The sequence below is a fragment of the Kitasatospora sp. NPDC094019 genome (assembly GCF_044764505.1).
Taxonomy (GTDB): domain Bacteria; phylum Actinomycetota; class Actinomycetes; order Streptomycetales; family Streptomycetaceae; genus Kitasatospora.
Genome location: NZ_JBIWIF010000001.1, coordinates 803,483 through 820,841, shown reverse-complemented (window position 1 = coordinate 820,841; position 17,359 = coordinate 803,483). Strand labels below are relative to the sequence as shown.

Below are 17,359 nucleotides of genomic sequence, written 5' to 3'. Positions count from 1 at the left end.
TCCCGCTCTCCCGAAGGAGTTCCGTGAACGTCTACATCTCCCTGCTGCGTACCGGTGTTCCCGCGCTGGTCGGCTTGCTGGTGGCGACCGCCGCCCGCTATGGCCTCGACCTCGACCCGGCCGCGCTCGCCGGGGTCCTGGCTCCGGTGATCGGCTTCGCCTACTACGCGGTGTTCCGCGTCGCGGAGCACGTGGTGTCGCCGCGCTGGGGCTGGCTGCTCGGCTACGCGAAGCCGCCGGCGTACCCGGCGGCGAAGGCGCCGCTGCCGTAGAGAGTTGGTGCTTCCGGGGGTTCCGCGCCCACGAGTAACCCGTCCCGATGTGTCGGGGTGAGTCGAAAGGGGTTGCAAGATCCGGGCTCCGGAAACCAAGTTGGGCCCCCGTTCCGTGTGGAATGGGGGCCCGACCTCTTGGATTTCATACTCTATCACCCGCCATCGCCGCCTGGTTTTCCACAGGTCAGTGCATAGACTTGATACTCACGATCAATGGCGGCAGGGAGAAGTGGAAGTGAGTGGCGAGAGGTTGAAGCCGGTCCTCGTCGGCGGGCAGGAGCTCGCGGCGGTCTATGGTGCGCCGGCTCGGAACGTGGCGCAGTGGCTCCAGCGCGGCGCTCTGGACTACAGCGAGGCGGTGATCGTCAGCGGCAAGCCCTACTGGACGCTGCAGTTCGCCGTGGTGCTGGGGGAGAAGTTCGCGCGGCCGAAGGATCCGGACATGGCGGTGGTGGAGGAGCTGCGGCAGGCGCAGGCACCTCGCCGCAGCCTGGTATCGGCCCTCGCGGTGCACCGGGCCGACCTGCCGCCGATCGTCGGTAAGCAGGAGATCACGGCCGTGATCGGCGAGATCAACGACAGCGGCCTGTCCCGCGTGGACAAGGCGGTCAGGGCGGGCACGTTCCCGGAGTCCGACTGGTACCTGTCCGGGGCTCCGCTGTGGCTGCTGGACTCGGCACTGGCGGGCGTGGAGGGCATGAGGGAGGTGGCGAGGACCAAGCCGCCGGTCGTCGACGTGGAGGTGGTGGAGAGCCTGCGGGCCGGCGTGTATGACGGGCCGGGGTCGGCGGTGCTGTCGAAGGGTCCTCGGAAGAAGAGTTGACCACCCCTCCGGGATGAGTATAAAATATAACCAGAGGGGTTGAGGGAAGGGCTCGCCCCGCAAGGTTAGGAAGTGTCCGATGGGAGCGCGTTCCCCGCCGCAGCGCGACGCTGCGGGCGCCCCCTGGTCGCCCCGCATCTGCGGGGTCGACCAGAGATTGGACTTGCATGGGTTCACTTCGTAGGATCCGGGTCATGTCGAGGGGAGAGAGTCATGTGCACCGCCATTCAGGACCGTCTGCCCGGCTTGGAGGCCGCCCACTGCATCGTCCTGCCCGATGAGCACGGGATCCGGCCCAGCACGATCCAGCAGCGGTTCGAACAGTTCCATGACCTGAATCCGTGGGTCCTCGCCGAGCTGGAGCGGCTGACCGCCGAGTGCATCGAGGCGAGGTTCTCGAAGATCAGCATCGGCATGCTCTTCGAGCTCGTCCGCTACAGCTACGGCCGCGCCACCCTGGCCGCCGACGACTTCAGGCTGAACAACGACTTCCGCAGCCGCTACGCCCGCCTGCTCATCGAAGCCCACCCCGAGTGGGCGCCACACATCGAAGTCCGTGCCCTGCGCACGGACTGACACACCCTGACCTCTTGGAGAAGCGTCACCGTGCCACCGAAGATCAAGTCCCGGAAGCCCACCGGAATCATCCCGTTCCCGTTCATCCTGCTGGAGGGCGAGGAAGGTGCCGGGAAGTCCTACTCGGCCATCGAGTTCACCAAGTCCGAGCAGGTCGGCCAGTCGTATGTCGTCGACCTGTCCGAGGGCAGCGCCGACGAGTACGGGGCGATACCGGGCGCGCGGTTCGAGATCATCGACCACGACGGCAACTACCTGGACATCGCCGACCAGATCGAGGCCGTCAGGGAGGAGGCCCGGCGCGTAGCCGCCGCCGGCGAGCCCCCCGTCGTGCTCATCGTCGACTCCGGAACCGCCATGTGGCGGATGCTGTCTGGCTGGGCGCACGAGCGGGCCCGCCGCTCCAACAGCAACAGGCGGAAGCTGCGCGAGGACCCCGACGCCAAGATCGACGTCACCCGCAACCTGTGGAACGACTCCACCGACCGCTGGTACCGGATCATCCACGCGATGCAGAGCTTCCCCGGGATCGCGATCATGCTGGCCCGAGGCAAGGAGGTCTCGGCAACCGGCGAGGACGGTCAGCCGCTGCTGGACGACCGACGGCGAGTCGTGCGCGAGTGGAGGGTCGGCGCTCAGAAGGACGTCGGATTCGACGTCACCGCGTGGGTGCGGATGCGCCGCGACAAGGACCCCGAACTGATCAAGGCCCGAACCCTGCTCTTCCGGGTGGAGTCCGGCAGCCCGAAGCCGCTTCCCGACTTCTCCATCGAACGGCTGGTCTTCGGAATGCTCGGCTGCTCCACCGCCAGCCAGCCCCGCCAGATGCCCGTCCTTGTCGGTGACCGCACCGGCCCGTGGATGAAGAAGGTCGACGCCGCAACCAGCCGCGAAGGCTGCCTGGCGGTGTGGCACGAGCTGGACGCCAGGGCCGACACCGGCCTGTCGGAAATCGAGTGGAACACCGTCCGCGGCGCGGTCAAGGCGCGGGCCGCCGAACTCGCCGCGCCCAAGGACGGCATCGACGACGTCCCCGATAGTGACGCCGCCCGCCTGCGGGCCGCCGCCGAGGACCAGCAGGCCGAAGCCGACGCCGAGGCCATGGGCACCGAGCCGATGCCCGCCGCCGCGTAGCGGCCACCAGCCCAATGACCGGAAACCCCGGCCCCGCACCCTCGTGCGCGGGCGCGACCTGCCATGCCCGCTGCGACTGCTGCACCGAATGCGGCTGGCCTCCCGAGGACTGGTGCCCCGACTGCGCGGGCTGCGCCTGCGTCGGAGGCTGCGCCTGCCCGCCGCCCGGCCCCGGCCGGTAGCGAACCCGGGTGCGGCCCCGCTGTGCGCGGGTGCCGCACCCGACCTTCCCGACCTCTTGGAAAGCAGTACACCCATGTCCATATCCGTCTTGGAACGGCCCGAGTCGCCGTCCATCTGGGTCGCGGCCGATGCTGTCGACCAAGCCCGGCCGCGCTCCCGGCAGAGCCAGCTCGGAGCATCCGACCTCGTTTGTGAGCGCAGGGGCGCGTACATCTACCACGGGTGGGCGCGCACCGACCGCGTCCTGAGTCCGGCCGCGATGCTCGGCACGTACATCCACGAGGGCCTGACCGAGGCCGCCCGCCGGGAATTCGGGTGGCTGGTGGAGAAGCGGGTCGCCGACGCGGTGATCCGCGGCAGCATCGACGTCGTCCAACTCGACCAGGCGACGGCCCGGCAGTTGCCGAGCCGTCTGCGGCCCACGGTGGCGGCCGACGTGACCACCGTCGAGGACATCAAGACCCGCAGCAGTCATCGCTGGGACGAGGTGCTCAGGTTCGGGGCGACCGCCGCCGAGTTGCGGCAGGTGATGACGTACGCCCGGCTGTTGAACACCGTCGGGTTCGCCGACGTGCACGGGCAGCGGGTCCTGGCCCGGATCGGCCCGATCCGCGTCGAGCGGATCCGGATGCGGTTCATCAACCGCGACTCGGGCGAGGAGTTCGTCCAGGAGTTCCCCTACGACCCGGAGATCGCCGAAGAGGCGGTGTGGTGGCTGGAGCGGATCGCCGAGACCACGCACCCCGAGCAGGCGCCTCGGACTTTCTACGGCCCGCAGATCGACGCGGTGTGCGACTACTGCCCCTTTGCCACGGCCTGCTGGGGCGCGCCGGCGGGAGGGCGGCCGGTGCAGGCCAACATCGTCCACGACGACGCGGACGTGGCTGCCCACCTGGCGGACTACGTCGACGCGCACACGCAGTGGTCGGAAGCCGACCGTGTCAAGAAGTTCGTGCGCAAGGCCGTGGACGCCACCCCCGAGGGCCGGTACGGGCGCAATCGCCTGGGGTGGCAGGGCACGGACAAGGAGGAGGTGCAGCCGGACATGCGCGCCATGATCGAAATCTTCGACAGCGTCGGCGCGCGGATCCCCACCGTGCCCGACTCCGACCGGATGGTGAAGGCCCTCGTTGTGGCCGGCATCGCGGTTCCGACGCGGAAGGTCACCAAGAAGCCCACGCGCCGGATCGACGTGAGGGCGGTGCGGGAGTGATCGCGGAATCTCGCCGCGCCACACCGTGCCACCGAGGAGAGTCCCAGTATGTCGATCCACCTGCTGCTCATAGCGGGGTACCTGCCGCGAAGTGTCGTCACGCCGTCCCAGAAGCTGGCGCTGATGAAGATCTGTGACAGTGCCGACGAAGAGACGCGCCTCTCCCGGCCGGGCCTGCACCGGCTGGTGGCGTGGACGGGGGTGGGGGAGAAGCGGACGATCACCCTGGTGACGGAGCTCGTCGAGAAGGGCTTGGTGGAGCGGGTGAAGGTCGGGATGCCCGGCCAGACGGCTGTCTACCGGGCGTTCCCCCTCGGTGTGCCGGACCTGCCGGTGGCCGCCGAGCTGCACGAGCGCCGCCAGGAGGCGGCGACGGCACCGCGCAATCCGAACCTGGCGCGGACAGGGGTCTCCCGGGCGAAGCCCGCCGCCCCGGCGCGCACCTACCTCGACGTCATGGAGCGCGAGCGCCAGGCCGCCGAACGCCGCGGGTTCCCCCAGGGCAACCCGCCGGAAGAACCCGGGCAGGTTCCCCCGGGGGAACCTGCGGAGTTCCCCCGGGGGAACCCAGGAGGTTCCGAGAGGGGAACCCCTTTCATACCTAGTACTACCTCTGTCACACCTACCCCCCTACCCCCCACGGCTGACGCCGCGGGGGACGGTGCCCCGGCCCGGCCGTGCGCCCGGCACAAGCGGATTGCGAAGAACTGCCGGGCCTGCGGGACCAGCAGCAGCGCGCAGCGCGCCGCCGGGGAGCGGCAGCAGGCGGAACGGGCCCGTCAGGCCGAGCGGGCGTGGATGGACGGATTCCGGCAGGACGTCGAGGCGCAGCGCCAGAGCGTCGAGTCCAACCCGGCGGGAGTGGCCAGCGCACGGAAGGCGGCGTACGACGCGGTCCGGGCGGCCCGCCGACCCGCAGGTGACGACAGGGCAACGGGGGTGGGGGAGCTTGCACCCCCAACGGAATGAGTATAAGATGAAACCAAGAGATGGGGGAGAGGCCCCCATGATGAAGGAAGAGGCCGGGATGCTGCCCACGCTCACCACCGCCAAGGACTCCCAGGGTCGCTGGACCTACGCCCTCGACCACTCCAGCATCCTCGACCCGCTCGTCCGCGCCATCGCCACCGAGCGCGCTGGCAGCGAAGAGATCGACCGCGAGCTCGACGAGATCGCCGACCTCATCCAGACGGTCGACGCCGCACCTGACGCGGACGCCGCGGACAACCCCGGGGCGGAACTCTCCTGGCGCGTCGACCAGCTTGTCGACTCCCTCGGCCTCGGCCGGTACACCTTCCCCGCAGAGCCCAACAGCTGGGACATCGGCCACGCCCGCCTCACCGCCCGGAACCTGCACGCGATGGCCGACGCGCTCACCGCCTGGGCCGAACGCAACGACCCCCGCCGGGCCGCCGCCTGACCCCCTCGTGGCCGGGGGGAGCGCATCCCCCCGGCCACGACTTGCATGGGTCATTAAATAAGTCCGCCTTGCACCTCTCGGAGAGTCCCGTGATACCGCTCGACGCCCGAAGCCTCGCCCCCGCCTACCACCCGATCGCCGACCTCGCCCGCCACCGCAGCGTCAGCTTCCACCTCGCCATCCACGGCCGCACCCCCGGCCTCCACCTCCACCTGCCCGACCGCTCCACCATCTCCATCACCGACGACGGCATCGGCGGAGCAGCGGCCCGAAAGCCCAGCGGCTCCACCGGCTGGACCGTCACCCGCACCCTCGCCACCGGCCAGCACGCCACCGTCTACGACTCCACGATCTTCGGCCCCCACCACCACCTCGGAACCGACATAGACCCCGTCCTGGGCGTCCTGCACCGCTACCTGCCGCCCGCACCGTCCCCCAGGCCCGCCAGCGCCCGCCGAAGCAGCCTCCTGAGCCGCCTTCTGCGCCTCACCTGACCTGTCAGCACCTTCCGCCGCACAACGACCTCTTGGAGCCCCCGTGAGCCTCGCCCCGCCGCCCGACCACAACCGCACCGCCGACCCCGGCTGGAAGGCCCTGTTCGACGTCTACGAGCCGCTGATCACCCCCCTGCGCCGCCGCGGCCTCGTCGTCGACATCGACGACCGCAGCGGAATCACCATCTACGCCAAGCTGCCCGACAGCACCCACCTGACCATCGGCACCGGCACCGACGACGGCCACCTGCCCGCCGCCTTCGACTCCGTCACCTCCTGGGTCGTCATCCGCGAGAGCAACGACAACCCGACCCTCCAGCACGAGATCTACAACTCCACCCCCGACCCGGACAGCCACTGCGGCCGGGCCGGCTCACTCCTCGCCCCGCTCCTCCTCGCCATCGACGCCGCCCTCGCAACGTGGGGAATGCCGGGCCGCCCGGAGAACCACCATGCCGTCGTCACCGTGACGACCGTGCACGAGGCCGACCCGGCCGGATTCGCCACCTCCCCGGTCTTCCCCACCGGCGTGATCGCCGCCAGCTACCACACCGACATCGTGGCGAGCCTGGCCAGCGACGGCCTGACCGTTGCCCACGAGACCGGCGCCGCACCATGGAGGGCGCACGTCCTCGTCCGCGGCGACCACGTCCAGATCGTGCAGACCACGCTCGCCGAACTCGTCCCCGGCCACCGCACGGCCCCGGTGCCCTGCTTCTGCCGGTTCGCCCACCCGCAGACCCCGCAGGAGGACCAGCAGATGCACGCCGAAGTCCAGGAGGCACTGAGCCTGCGCGACGCGCACGGAGTGTACGTCGGCATGTTCCGGCTGCTGACCGCCCCCAACTGCCCGGCCCGCAAGGCGGCCGACCGTGCCTGAGTCGACCACCGGCGGCCCGAACCCCGACCACCTGAACCTCCTGTGGGCCTCGCCGCCCATGCCCCCGGAGTTCTCGCCCGCCGGTGCACGCCGCCGGACGCAGGCCGAACTCGGCCACGCCACCATCGCGGCGACGACCGCCGCCTACACCACCACCACCACCACCCCGAAGGAGACCCGACCCGTGAACGCCGTACAGGTCATCGCCGTCGCCCTGTCCACCATCGCGTTCCTGCTGTCCGGCTGGGCGATCGGAGAGGCCCTGCGCGCCCGCCGAACCGCAGCCCGGGTCCGCACCAAGCCCTGACCCGCCCCGTTCGCCCCACCCGGGGCACCCACAGAAGCCCGCCACGACAAGGAGTCATCGCCATGGGCCGCGCCTTCCACCTCGACGCCGTCACGCCGACCGTCACCTACTTCCTCGACCACTTCACGCACGACCGCATCCTGCGCGCCATGACGAACCTCGGCATGATCCAGGACCTGGAGATCCTCGACCTCGCCCGCATGGCCCTCCACCGTGCGTTCCCCGGCGAGCAGCCTCCTGCCGCAGGCCCCAACGCCACCGCCGCCGCCATCGAAGCCCTCCGCGCGGTCGGCGTGGCCGAGCCCGCCGGCATCCCGCGCCACAAGCTCGCCACCGCCGAGGGCTGGCTGATCACCCCCGCCGAGATCACCGCCGCCCTCGATGCCTACCAGCGCGCGCCGTTCGACGACTGCGCCGCCACCGGCGACCGCATCGACGACTGGCAGCCGTGGATCGACTTCCTCCACCTCGCCGGCGACCACAACGGCCTGCGCTGCACCTGATCCACCCGCCGCCGGGCCGCCGTCCGCAGCGCGGCCTACCAGCAGGAGCCACCGCCATGACCCTTCACCTGGTCATCGAGATCACCGACAGCGTCGGCACAACCGACGACGACAGCCGGAGCGTGAGCGCCCTCGGCCTGCTCTCGCTACGCACCCAGATGCGACGTCTGGGCATGCTCGCCGACTACCAGCCGCTGCTGTGGCCCGACCTCGACGGCGAGCGGCCCCTCCCTCTCCCCGGAGGCGACGGCATCCCCGACAGCAAGCTGACCAGCACCAGCGGCCAGCTGATCACGCCGGCCGAGATCGCCGCGGCGCTCGCCGCCTACGACCGGACGCCGGACACGGTTCGCGCCGATCTCGAAGCGGACTGGTCGGCCTGGGCGCAGTAGATCGCCTTCCTGCGACGCGCCGCCGACCACGCAGGCGTGCGCTCCACCTGACCCGCCCGCCGCCGGACCACCCGGCAGCGGCCCGATTCCCATCACCGGAGGAACCCCATGGGCTTCCAGCTCAACATCGAGACCGCCGACAACGACGACGACGACACCTGCTGGCACCTGTCCAGCAACCTCGGCATGGCCTCCCTGTGCGGCATCATGCGCACGTTCGGGATGCTCGCCGACCCGCCGGTGCCGCACTGGCCCAGCATCACCGAGTTCGGCCTGACCCGCGCAGACTTCACCGCCCCCGGGGAAGTCGTGCCCGGCAAGGAGGACCGACTCGCCGCCGTTCGGGCCGCGGTCGACGCCGCCCGCGCCGATGCCGACCCGCACCCGCTCGGCATCCCGCGCCACAAGCTGGCCAGCCAGCTCGAACAATGGCTGATCGTCCCCGGCGAGGTCACCGCCGCCCTCACCGCCTACGACGCCCGGGCCGCCGCCGAGCGCGCCGACGCGGAGCGCACCTACCCCGGATGGTCGTCGTGGCTGCGGTTCCTGCGCAGCGCAGCCGCCGGCGACCACAGCATCCGCGTCTACTGACCCCTCAACTTGCATGGGGACGCATGATGCGTCCGACCTGACCTCTTGGACTCCTGATGACCGACCGCACTCCCGGCGACAGTCCTACCCGCCCGCCGATCATCCGATACGCCGCCAACCACCAGCACCTGGCACTCGCCCCGAACCCCGCAGGGCCGCCAGGTCGACCCACCGAACCTGCCCGCCCGCCGGTCCGGCCCCTGACCGCCGACGACGAGAACTGAGAGGAGCCCCCGATGTCCCCGACCGTGATCGACTTCCTGTGCGGAGCCGGCGGCTCCAGCACAGGTCTCGGTGAAGCCGGACTCGAACTCAAGCTCGGCGTCAACCACTGGCAGCTGGCGCTCGCCACGCACGCCGCGAACCACCCCCTTGCCGACCACCTGTGCATCGACGTCTCCGCGATGCCGATGCGCTACCTCCCGAAGGCCGACGTGCTGTGGGCGAGCGTGATCTGCACCGAGATCAGCCCCGCCGGCGGGCGCCGCCGCGAGAGCGCGCAGTGCGACCTCCTCGACGGCGACGACTCCTTCAAGTCCCTGCCCACCGACGCGTTCGAACGCACCCGCGTCACCGCCTGGTGCGTGGTGCGGGCTGCAGAAGTCCACCGCTACAAGGCGATCGTCGTGGAGAACGTCGTCGAGTTCGCGAGCGACTGGATCCTGTTCCCGCAGTGGATAGCCGCGATGAAGGCTCTCGGCTACAACTACCAGGTCACTTCCGTCAGTTCGGCCCACGTCGGCGACGACGGCAACTTGCGGGCCCCGCAGTGGCGCGACCGGATCTACATCACGTTCACACGCCGGGGCATGCGCAAGCCGAACCTCACCCCGTCGCCGACAGCCTGGTGCTTCACCTGCTCCGAGCAGGTCAACGCCGTGCAGACATGGCGCGACCCGAAGACCACCATCGGGAAGTACGCGAGGCAGTACGACTACCGCTGCCCCAACACCCGCTGCAACCGGGCCATCGTCGAGCCCTACGTGCGGCCCGCGTCGGCCGCGATCGACTGGTCCGACCTCGGGCAGCGCATCGGCTCCCGCACCAAGCCGCTCGCCAAGACGACGATGGACCGCATCCGCGCCGGGCTGGCGAAGTACCCGCACGAGCCGTACTCCGTCACCCTCACCCACGGCAAGGACGGCGGCGACCGGGCATACGCGCTGACGGACCGGCCCATGCCGACCCGCTCCACCAAGCAGGGCGAGGCGCTGATCGTGCCCACCGGAGGCACCTGGAACACCGATCCCTACCCGGCCGCCGGGCCGCTGCGCACCCGCACCACCCGCGAGTCCGAAGCCCTCCTCACGCCAGCCCCCTACATCGTGGAGTTCCGCAACAACGCGACCACCTCCCCGGTGCACGGCCCGATCTCCACCGTCAGCGCGCAGGGCAACCACCACGGGCTCGTCCTGCCGGGCGGCCGGGTCGACCCGCGTGACCGCAACGCCCTGGTCATCCCCTACCGCAAGGGCACCGCCAAGCACACCGGAATGCCGCTGCACACCCTGTCCACCCGGGACTCCGCCGCCGTCGTCGTCACCGCCGAGTCCGTCGCCGACTCCTGGTTCAGGATGCTGAAGCCCCGCGAGCAGCTGGCCGGGCAGAGGTTCCCCGACAGCTACATCGTGCTGGGCACCGGCGCGGAGCAGACCATGCAGGCCGGCAACGCGGTGTCGGTGAACGTCGCGAAGTGGATCGGCCAGCGTCTCCTGGAGGTCCTGTGACCGGCCCCCGGGCCAGGTGGCGGTTCCGCCTGGACCCGCCGCCACGCCGGTCCCTGGTCCTCGCGCAGGCCCCCGACCCGGCGTGCCGGTTCTGCGAGGGCGCCGGCGGCTGGGACAGCGGCCCACCCCTCGACCGGCACGTCACCTGCGTCTGCTGGGACCCCCACCGCCGATTCACCCTGCTGCGCCTCCACCGGCGCGCCACCCCCTGACCCCACCGCCGCCGCCCGCCCGCCCGGTCCAGCCGGGCGCGGCTGGCTGCCCCATCGCCGAGAAAGACCCCAACTCGTGTTCACCGCCCTTCCCGACACCGACCTGTTCATGCCCGGCTGCTTCAGCGACCCGCGGTACAGCCCCGCCGAAGGCTGGAAGACCAAGGAGAACCTGGTCGAAACCTGCCAGCCGGTCCTGCCGAGCTGCACCCCGTGTCCGCACCGCGCCCAGTGCATACGCCAGGTGCGGCCGCATCCGACCAAGTTCGACGGCGTGTGCGGCGGCCGACTGTGGCTCGACGGCGAGGTCATCGCCACCGCCGACGGCGTCCACGACGAAGACCTGCCACTGCCCGGCAAGCCCCGTCCGAAGTGCGGCACCGCCGACGGCCTCGACCTGCACCACACCGCGGGCGAACAGCCCTGCGAGGCATGCCGGGACGCCGCGGACTTCGCCGCCGCAGTGGAGCAGCTGGCCGCCGTCGACGCCGAGGCGGAACAGATCGTGCAGCTGGCCAACGCGGTTCCCGCCGTCTCCAACGCGTGCACCGGCCAACACCTCCTGGCGGTCCCGTGACCGGCCCCAGGCCCTCGGCCCTCGTGCTTGCCGCGCCCGGGCGGGCGTGCCCGCCCCCGTCCGGGGTGCGCTCCCGCTCCCCACCATCCCCCGCCGACACCGACCCACACCACCCAGCAGATCCCCACAGGAGCCCCCATGCACGAACCGACCCTGGCCGACCTGGCCGCCGCAGCCCTCGCCGAGAAGCGAACGGAAGATTGCCACGACAACCGGGTGGAGGCCGCCGCAGCGGAACGCTACGCCCACCGCCACACGGAGAACACGTTCGGCGCCAACCCGGCCGAACGCCTCGGCTGGGAGCACACGTTCACCGCCGCCCGCGAGCACCTTGCGGCCCGCGCCCACCTGTACGGCACCCCGAACTGGTACCTGCGCTGGGCAGGCGACCAGGACGGCACCACCACCACGTTCGAGCTGCACCGGCCGTGCCCCGAAGGCGGGCACCGTGACCCGATCCACGGGCTCTCCGAACTCGGCGAATTCCTGGAACTGCTCAACAACCGGTAGCTGGCCGGCGCAGGCACGCACCGTGCTGGCACCCGGCGCACGCCGGGGACGGTGCGCCCGCCTGCGCCCCGCCACTGCCACAACACGACACCGCGGCCCGGGATGGGGACCGGCCGCGGCCCCGCACGAGAAGGAACCCCACGATGAGCACCACCACCGCCGAGGTCGCCGGCGACGCCGTCCCCCTGGTCATCGGCCTCGACCTGTCCCTCACCTCCACCGGCATCGCCGGAGTCGACTGGGCCGACGCGCTGCGCCCGAAGACCGGTCTGCGCGGCCACGGCCGCCTGGACTGGCACCTGCGGGAGATCACCGAACGCGTTCGGCGCGCGGACCTGGTCGTCGTCGAAGGCGCCGCGTACGGCCACGGCGCGCAGGCCGGGCACCACGAACTCGCCGGACTGTGGTGGATGGTCACCCAGGAGCTGTGGCGGCGCCGAATCCCGTACGCGCAGGTCCCGCCCGCCGCCCTGAAGATCTATGCCTGCGGAGTCGCCAACCCGGCGAAGGAGCACCCGAAGGAGGTCCGGGCGCGGGTGTCGAAGGGGATGGTGCGCGACGCCGTCGCGGCCAGGTTCGGCCTGGAGTGCGAGGGGGCCGGGCGGTACGACAAGGCCGACGCCTGCACCCTGGCTCACATGGGCCGCGACTGGCTCGGTCGGCCGGCTGTCGCCCTGCCGGAGCAGCACCGGAGGGCACTCGCAGGCGCCGCCTGGCCGGACCGCCCCGGCGACTCCCTTGCCCACAAGTCGGTATCTCTCGAAGGAAATTGAGCCCCGGCGAACTGGACGCCCTCCAATAATGAGTATAAAATAAAACTATAAGGCCGAGGAGAGGAACCCATGATGAGCCTGCACCGCGAGAACGTCAGCTGGCAGAACGAGCGAGGTACCTGGTCTATCGGCTTCTACAGCTTCACCGGGCACTGGGAGCCCGACGGCGACCCGAACGACTACGACCAGGACTGGGACGTCGACTACGACCGCGACACGTTCTGGTGGCTGTCGACCGGCCACTTCACCGCCGACGCCGCATACGACGCATTCGTGCAGCACGAAGCCAACCCCGGCGACGGCCTGGTCCTGCGCTGGACACCCGAGCACCACGACGAGATCGCCCGCCTGGAAGCCATTGCCGCCGCACACCCCGCCCGCCTCGCAGCCGCAGCCGCAGCACAGGAAGCCGAATGGGCCGCGATCTTCGCCCAGTGGGAGAGCCGAACCGCCTGACCACCCGCGCCGGCCGGGAATCCGCACCCGGCCGGCGCGACCCGCCCTCCACGACAACCACCCACCCCGCCAAACGAACCCAGGACACGCCATGACCGCCACCGCCACCGCCCGCCCCACCGACCTCCACGCCAGGATCCTCGCCGGCACGCTCGACTCCTGGATCGGCCAGGAGTACGACCTCGCCGCCGATGAAGCCTCCATCGCCGCGGACATCGCCACCAGCGCCGTCCGCGACGCCTGGACCCAGATCTGCCGCGACCAGGGCTTCACCGACTGGCTCGCCGACGTCAGCCCTGCCCTGCTGCTCCTGCTCGCCGACGGCGCCGCCCGGTCCGTCCGCAGTCCGATCGAGGGGCGCACCCACCTGCGCGTCGCCCGCCTCACCCTCGGCCTGCTCGCCACCGACCCCCGCCTCGACCGGAACTGACCGACCCGTGGCCCCCGCCGACCCCGGGGGCCACCCCACCCGAAGGGAGCCCTATGCCCCACGTCCTGACCGACCCCGATGTGCCCGACCTGCTCACTTCCGCCGACCTAGGCCCGCTGGCCTCCGGCATCGCCCACCGCCACGGCCTCGACACCCTCGCCGCCGCCTACGCCGCCGCCATCGCCGAGAGCGCGACTCACGGCGCCTGGGAGCAGCTCGGCAACGCCTCCTATCGCGAATGGCTGTCCGGCATCCCGGAACCGGTCCTCACGGCCACCTTCGCCCTCGCGGCCACCGCCGCCCACGACAACGCTGCCGCACTGCACCACATCGATACCGCCATCGCCGTCCTCGGCGCCGTCGCCGACCAGCTCGGCCACTGACCACCGGGGCCGCCCCCCATGAACAGCGTGTTCGCCGTTCGCGTCGCCGTCGACGGCGCCGTCCGCCTGGTCCGCGACCCCCGATTCGCCGCCCCAGGTCCCACCCTGACGACGCCCCTCGGGCACCTGCTCGTCCACACTCCGGCACCTGGCTACACCCCGGCCGTCAACCACGTCGCCAGGCACATCTGGGCCACCCTGGCCGGCTCCGGCGCCCCGCCGATGCTCCGTGGCCCGGTCCTGTTCACTGGCCGCCACCCTGACACCCAGCCCCGCCCGCTGGACCGGGACCTCATCCACGCGATCCAGGGCGCCGCGCACCGCGCGCCCCTGGCGCCGCGCCGCCGGTGCGACCTGAGCGCGGCCAGCACCCCGAGCCACGTGCACGCGGGCTCGGACGCCCACAGCGTCTTCCGCGACCCGAGAACGGGGCGGTGGGCCCTTGCCCTGTGCGACGCCCGCGACGGCCGGACCGGCGGGGCGGGCGTCGCCGCACACCACGCCGCACGGCTGGCCTCCGAAACAGCCAGGGGCGGCGATCCCCTGGGCGCGGTCTGGCGTCGGCTGCGCGCTGCCGGAGCGGAGGCGCGGGAGGGGCGCGGCATGCCGCTCAGCGCCATCGTCGCGACCTGGGGCGACCCGGAGAGCGACGTCGTGCGCCTGGCCTGGTTCGGATCCAACCAGGCATTCCGTCTACCCGTGGGCACGGGCGCCCGCGCCCTCGGGCTCACTGCCGACGAGGACGTCCATGCCGGGCCACTCGGACCGGTCGCCTACCGCGAGGTTCCGGAGCGGACAACGGCGTGGCTGGCGCTGGCCACCGACGGCGCGATGCTGCACGCCTTGGACGCGCACCACGTCGGGGAGATCCTGTGGCGCTCCGACAGCCCTAAGGAGGCCGCCGGGATACTCGCCCGCGATGGTGCGCACCCGGGCGCGGGGGATGAGGGGACCGTCGTGGTGGTCGACATCCACCACCGGCCTTACCTTCCGCGCAAGGAAGGGGAGGAGGAGAAATGAAGAGTGGACTCCGGCGCTCAATGAGTATAAGATAGAACCAAGAGAAGGGGGGAGCGCCCCCCTTATGAGAAAGGCTTCGACATGTTCGACACCATCGCCCGTGAGACCGCTGCGCTGATCCACAACCCGGGCATCCAGGCCCGCGCCATCCTCAACTCCGTGTACGTGGACGTCACTCCGGACGACGAGCGGACCGTGAAGATCGCGTTCGGACCGGCGGTCCAGGGTCTGGTGCAGGTCGACTTCACCCTCCTCGACGCCAAGAAGGCGCACCTGGACACGGTCTCCGGGGCAGTCCGCGCCGCCGATGCCTCCGAGGCGGCCTTCAAGGTCGTGTTCGACCTGATCGAGGTCTGGTTCCCGCCGGTCGCCTGAGACCCCGCCCAATCCGGGGGCCGCCCGCCGGCGGCCCCCGGGCCTCGGGGCTGGGGTGTGGATTCGCCTCAGAGCTGCGGGAGTTGAGATTCCGGAGGAGTGGACTCCGGCACTCAATGAGTATAAGATAGAACCAAGAGAAGGGGGGAGCGCCCCCCTCATGAGAAAGGCTTCGACATGTTCGACACCATCGCCCGTGAGACCGCTGCGCTGATCCACAACCCGGGCATCCAGGCCCGCGCCATCCTCAACTCCGTGTACGTGGACGTCACTCCGGACGACGAGCGGACCGTGAAGATCGCGTTCGGACCGGCGGTCCAGGGTCTGGTGCAGGTCGACTTCACCCTCCTCGACGCCAAGAAGGCGCACGTGGACACGGTCTCCGGGGCGGTCCGCGCCGCCGATGCCTCCGAGGCGGCCTTCAAGGTCGTGTTCGACCTGATCGAGGTCTGGTTCCCGCCGGTCGCCTGAGACCCCGCCCAATCCGGGGGTCGCCCGCCGGCGGCCCCCGGGCTCACGGCCCTCCAATCAAGCCGACGTCCGGAGAATCCCTGTGCTCCTGCGCCTGATCGCCGCCACCGTCCTGATCGCCCCGATCCCGATCGTCGACCAGCCCACTGGATGGCGCGTAGCCATCCACGTCGAAGCCTCCGCGATGACCATCGCCCGGGTCACGCCCGAACCCCTCTGCGCGGACGCCAGCAACGCCCTGACCGAGCGCCTTCTCGCCCAGGGCTTCGAGTCCTACGGAGTCATCGCGCCCACACGTGCAGCCGCGGCAGCCCGAGTCCAGCACCTCTACGACACCGACGCCGAGCCCGCCCCGGGCGAATACCCGCCCGCCGAAACCTGCTGAACACCTGCCCTCACCCAGGAGCCGTCACCATGTCCTTCGCCGCACCAAGTCACGAACGTCGGGTCCTCATCACCGCAGGCACCCTGGCAGGAAGCTTCGGAACCATCGTGCTTGCCCGCAGGTCGCCGAGCGGCCAGCACTATGTTCTCCTCGACGCCGGAGTGAACCGCGGACCGTATCTCTATGGCGGCCACGAGATCACACGGGCCACGCCCAACGCCCTCCTGATCACGGACATGGGCACCACCCGGGTGGTGAACCTGCCCGCCGACGAACCTGGTCGGCGGGCCGAGGCTGAGCATCACCTCGGCGGAACCGTCTCCATCGGCCCCGACAGCGTCACCTGCGTACACGGAACCCCGGTGATCGGCATCGCCGTGAGAGCCGACAGCTCCACCCTGCCCGTGAACGGATACGCCGACGCCGTCATCGACGTCCTGCAGCACCGAGGACTGGCCCGCTCCCTGCGCGGGCCCGTACTCCTCATGGGACCCGCCGACGGGGACGGCCGGACCACCGACCTGCGCCCGCAGCAGTACGAGGCCATCGAGCAGTTCGTCAAGACCATGCGGGCCGAGATCCGCGAACCCCGCGAGTGGTGAAGATCCGCATCGACCTGCACGTCACGTTCGACGCCGAACGCTGGGGCGGTGAGGCGGGCTCCGATCCGGGCGACGCAGCCCGGGACGCCTCCTGGTATCTGAGTGACGCCCGGGACTGCATTCCGCACATCGGCGAGGACGGGTGTCCGGCGTTCCTGTACGCCCTGCCCGGCTGGACCACGGACCAGGACATCCTCGGCACGGTGGAGATCCGCACCCTGTGGAGGGTGAACTGCCCGTCCGCCGAGTGGATCGCCTGGCGCGAGAACCCCGGCCCGCATCTCACCGGGCGCAGCATCAGCCCCGGTCTCGCCCGCGAGGACCTGGCCCGGACCGCCATCGAAGGGATCGCCGGCATGGCACTCCTCGCGGACTCGCACGCCGTCATGACCCTCCTGCGCCCGTGGCACCAGGTCTACGACCAGCAATGGCGGACACGCCCGGGCTCACGAGCCTGCTAGCCCGCCCCGCATCAAGGACCAAACCCCGTGCTCATCGCCCTGCGCTCCCTGCGCTGCGCCCGCTGCGCGATCACCGTCGAACGGGGCGACCCGGTCGACCTGATCGGCGAGGACCTGTGCTGCGAGGACTGCGTCTACGCCCACCAGTGGGCCGTCAGCGGGCACTGAACAGCCCGCCCGAAACAG

The 17,359-nt window shown here is 70.9% G+C and carries 28 protein-coding genes; all 28 read left to right on the top strand.

Translation table 11 applies throughout. From position 1 onward, the window contains the following. Positions 1-23: 23 nt before the first annotated feature. Positions 24-272: a hypothetical protein gene (locus ACIQ9P_RS03780; protein WP_402349111.1), complete on the top strand. Its 249-nt coding sequence runs from the start codon at positions 24-26 to the stop codon at positions 270-272. 238 nt (positions 273-510) lie between these two features. Continuing rightward, positions 511-1,098, top strand: a complete 588-nt coding sequence (locus tag ACIQ9P_RS03775; protein WP_402349108.1) for a hypothetical protein — start codon at positions 511-513, stop codon at positions 1,096-1,098. A 213-nt stretch (positions 1,099-1,311) separates the two neighbouring features. After that, positions 1,312-1,674: a hypothetical protein gene (locus tag ACIQ9P_RS03770; protein WP_402349105.1), complete on the top strand. Its 363-nt coding sequence runs from the start codon at positions 1,312-1,314 to the stop codon at positions 1,672-1,674. Positions 1,675-1,704: 30 nt separating this feature from the next. Beyond that, positions 1,705-2,808, top strand: coding sequence for an AAA family ATPase (locus tag ACIQ9P_RS03765; RefSeq protein WP_402349102.1), 1,104 nt, complete (start codon positions 1,705-1,707; stop codon positions 2,806-2,808). Between the two features lie 256 nt (positions 2,809-3,064). Next, complete coding sequence (locus tag ACIQ9P_RS03760; RefSeq protein WP_402349099.1) at positions 3,065-4,204, top strand: PD-(D/E)XK nuclease family protein; 1,140 nt, start codon at positions 3,065-3,067, stop codon at positions 4,202-4,204. Positions 4,205-4,252: 48 nt separating this feature from the next. Next, positions 4,253-5,173: a hypothetical protein gene (locus tag ACIQ9P_RS03755; protein WP_402349096.1), complete on the top strand. Its 921-nt coding sequence runs from the start codon at positions 4,253-4,255 to the stop codon at positions 5,171-5,173. Positions 5,174-5,210: 37 nt separating this feature from the next. Beyond that, positions 5,211-5,624: a hypothetical protein gene (locus tag ACIQ9P_RS03750; protein WP_402349093.1), complete on the top strand. Its 414-nt coding sequence runs from the start codon at positions 5,211-5,213 to the stop codon at positions 5,622-5,624. Positions 5,625-5,713: 89 nt separating this feature from the next. After that, positions 5,714-6,118 carry a hypothetical protein gene (locus tag ACIQ9P_RS03745; protein ID WP_402349090.1) on the top strand — a complete coding sequence of 135 codons (405 nt, stop codon included), beginning with the start codon at positions 5,714-5,716 and terminating at the stop codon, positions 6,116-6,118. A gap of 43 nt (positions 6,119-6,161) precedes the next feature. After that, complete coding sequence (locus ACIQ9P_RS03740; protein ID WP_402349087.1) at positions 6,162-6,998, top strand: hypothetical protein; 837 nt, start codon at positions 6,162-6,164, stop codon at positions 6,996-6,998. Beyond that, positions 6,991-7,305 (top strand): hypothetical protein, encoded by a 315-nt coding sequence (locus tag ACIQ9P_RS03735; RefSeq protein ID WP_402349084.1) that lies wholly within the window; start codon positions 6,991-6,993, stop codon positions 7,303-7,305. The genes ACIQ9P_RS03740 and ACIQ9P_RS03735 overlap by 8 nt, the downstream gene beginning before the upstream one ends. A 62-nt stretch (positions 7,306-7,367) precedes the next feature. Beyond that, on the top strand, positions 7,368-7,808 hold the full coding sequence (locus tag ACIQ9P_RS03730; RefSeq protein ID WP_402349082.1) for a hypothetical protein: 441 nt from the start codon (positions 7,368-7,370) through the stop codon (positions 7,806-7,808). Positions 7,809-7,864: 56 nt separating this feature from the next. Then, on the top strand, positions 7,865-8,200 hold the full coding sequence (locus ACIQ9P_RS03725; protein ID WP_402349079.1) for a hypothetical protein: 336 nt from the start codon (positions 7,865-7,867) through the stop codon (positions 8,198-8,200). Positions 8,201-8,308: 108 nt separating this feature from the next. Next, positions 8,309-8,791, top strand: a complete 483-nt coding sequence (locus ACIQ9P_RS03720) for a hypothetical protein (protein ID WP_402349076.1) — start codon at positions 8,309-8,311, stop codon at positions 8,789-8,791. A 236-nt stretch (positions 8,792-9,027) separates the two neighbouring features. Further along, positions 9,028-10,518: a DNA cytosine methyltransferase gene (locus tag ACIQ9P_RS03715; protein ID WP_402349073.1), complete on the top strand. Its 1,491-nt coding sequence runs from the start codon at positions 9,028-9,030 to the stop codon at positions 10,516-10,518. Then, positions 10,515-10,730: a hypothetical protein gene (locus tag ACIQ9P_RS03710; RefSeq protein WP_402349070.1), complete on the top strand. Its 216-nt coding sequence runs from the start codon at positions 10,515-10,517 to the stop codon at positions 10,728-10,730. Before ACIQ9P_RS03715 ends, ACIQ9P_RS03710 begins: the two co-directional genes overlap by 4 nt. 76 nt (positions 10,731-10,806) lie before the next feature. Then, the gene (locus tag ACIQ9P_RS03705; RefSeq protein ID WP_402349067.1) at positions 10,807-11,307 is read left to right on the top strand and encodes a hypothetical protein; all 501 of its coding nucleotides are present in this window, start codon (positions 10,807-10,809) and stop codon (positions 11,305-11,307) included. Positions 11,308-11,445: 138 nt separating this feature from the next. Then, a complete protein-coding gene (locus tag ACIQ9P_RS03700; protein ID WP_402349064.1) occupies positions 11,446-11,817 on the top strand; it encodes a hypothetical protein in 372 nt (123 codons plus the stop codon). A 143-nt stretch (positions 11,818-11,960) separates the two neighbouring features. Beyond that, entirely contained in the window at positions 11,961-12,590 is a 630-nt protein-coding gene (locus tag ACIQ9P_RS03695) for a hypothetical protein (RefSeq protein WP_402349061.1), read from the top strand. Positions 12,591-12,659: 69 nt separating this feature from the next. Beyond that, a complete protein-coding gene (locus ACIQ9P_RS03690; RefSeq protein WP_402349058.1) occupies positions 12,660-13,046 on the top strand; it encodes a hypothetical protein in 387 nt (128 codons plus the stop codon). A gap of 91 nt (positions 13,047-13,137) precedes the next feature. Beyond that, positions 13,138-13,476, top strand: a complete 339-nt coding sequence (locus ACIQ9P_RS03685) for a hypothetical protein (protein ID WP_402349055.1) — start codon at positions 13,138-13,140, stop codon at positions 13,474-13,476. Between the two features lie 53 nt (positions 13,477-13,529). Continuing rightward, entirely contained in the window at positions 13,530-13,859 is a 330-nt protein-coding gene (locus ACIQ9P_RS03680) for a hypothetical protein (RefSeq protein WP_402349052.1), read from the top strand. Positions 13,860-13,877: 18 nt separating this feature from the next. Continuing rightward, positions 13,878-14,879 carry a hypothetical protein gene (locus ACIQ9P_RS03675; RefSeq protein ID WP_402349049.1) on the top strand — a complete coding sequence of 334 codons (1,002 nt, stop codon included), beginning with the start codon at positions 13,878-13,880 and terminating at the stop codon, positions 14,877-14,879. A gap of 81 nt (positions 14,880-14,960) precedes the next feature. Continuing rightward, on the top strand, positions 14,961-15,254 hold the full coding sequence (locus ACIQ9P_RS03670; protein ID WP_402349045.1) for a hypothetical protein: 294 nt from the start codon (positions 14,961-14,963) through the stop codon (positions 15,252-15,254). A gap of 177 nt (positions 15,255-15,431) precedes the next feature. Next, entirely contained in the window at positions 15,432-15,725 is a 294-nt protein-coding gene (locus tag ACIQ9P_RS03665; RefSeq protein WP_402349042.1) for a hypothetical protein, read from the top strand. An 82-nt stretch (positions 15,726-15,807) separates the two neighbouring features. Beyond that, positions 15,808-16,110, top strand: a complete 303-nt coding sequence (locus tag ACIQ9P_RS03660) for a hypothetical protein (protein ID WP_402349040.1) — start codon at positions 15,808-15,810, stop codon at positions 16,108-16,110. Between the two features lie 29 nt (positions 16,111-16,139). Then, positions 16,140-16,712, top strand: coding sequence for a hypothetical protein (locus ACIQ9P_RS03655; protein WP_402349037.1), 573 nt, complete (start codon positions 16,140-16,142; stop codon positions 16,710-16,712). Beyond that, on the top strand, positions 16,709-17,173 hold the full coding sequence (locus ACIQ9P_RS03650) for a hypothetical protein (protein ID WP_402349034.1): 465 nt from the start codon (positions 16,709-16,711) through the stop codon (positions 17,171-17,173). The genes ACIQ9P_RS03655 and ACIQ9P_RS03650 overlap by 4 nt, the downstream gene beginning before the upstream one ends. A gap of 27 nt (positions 17,174-17,200) precedes the next feature. Next, positions 17,201-17,341 (top strand): hypothetical protein, encoded by a 141-nt coding sequence (locus ACIQ9P_RS03645; RefSeq protein ID WP_402349031.1) that lies wholly within the window; start codon positions 17,201-17,203, stop codon positions 17,339-17,341. The last annotated feature ends 18 nt before the right edge of the window (positions 17,342-17,359 follow it).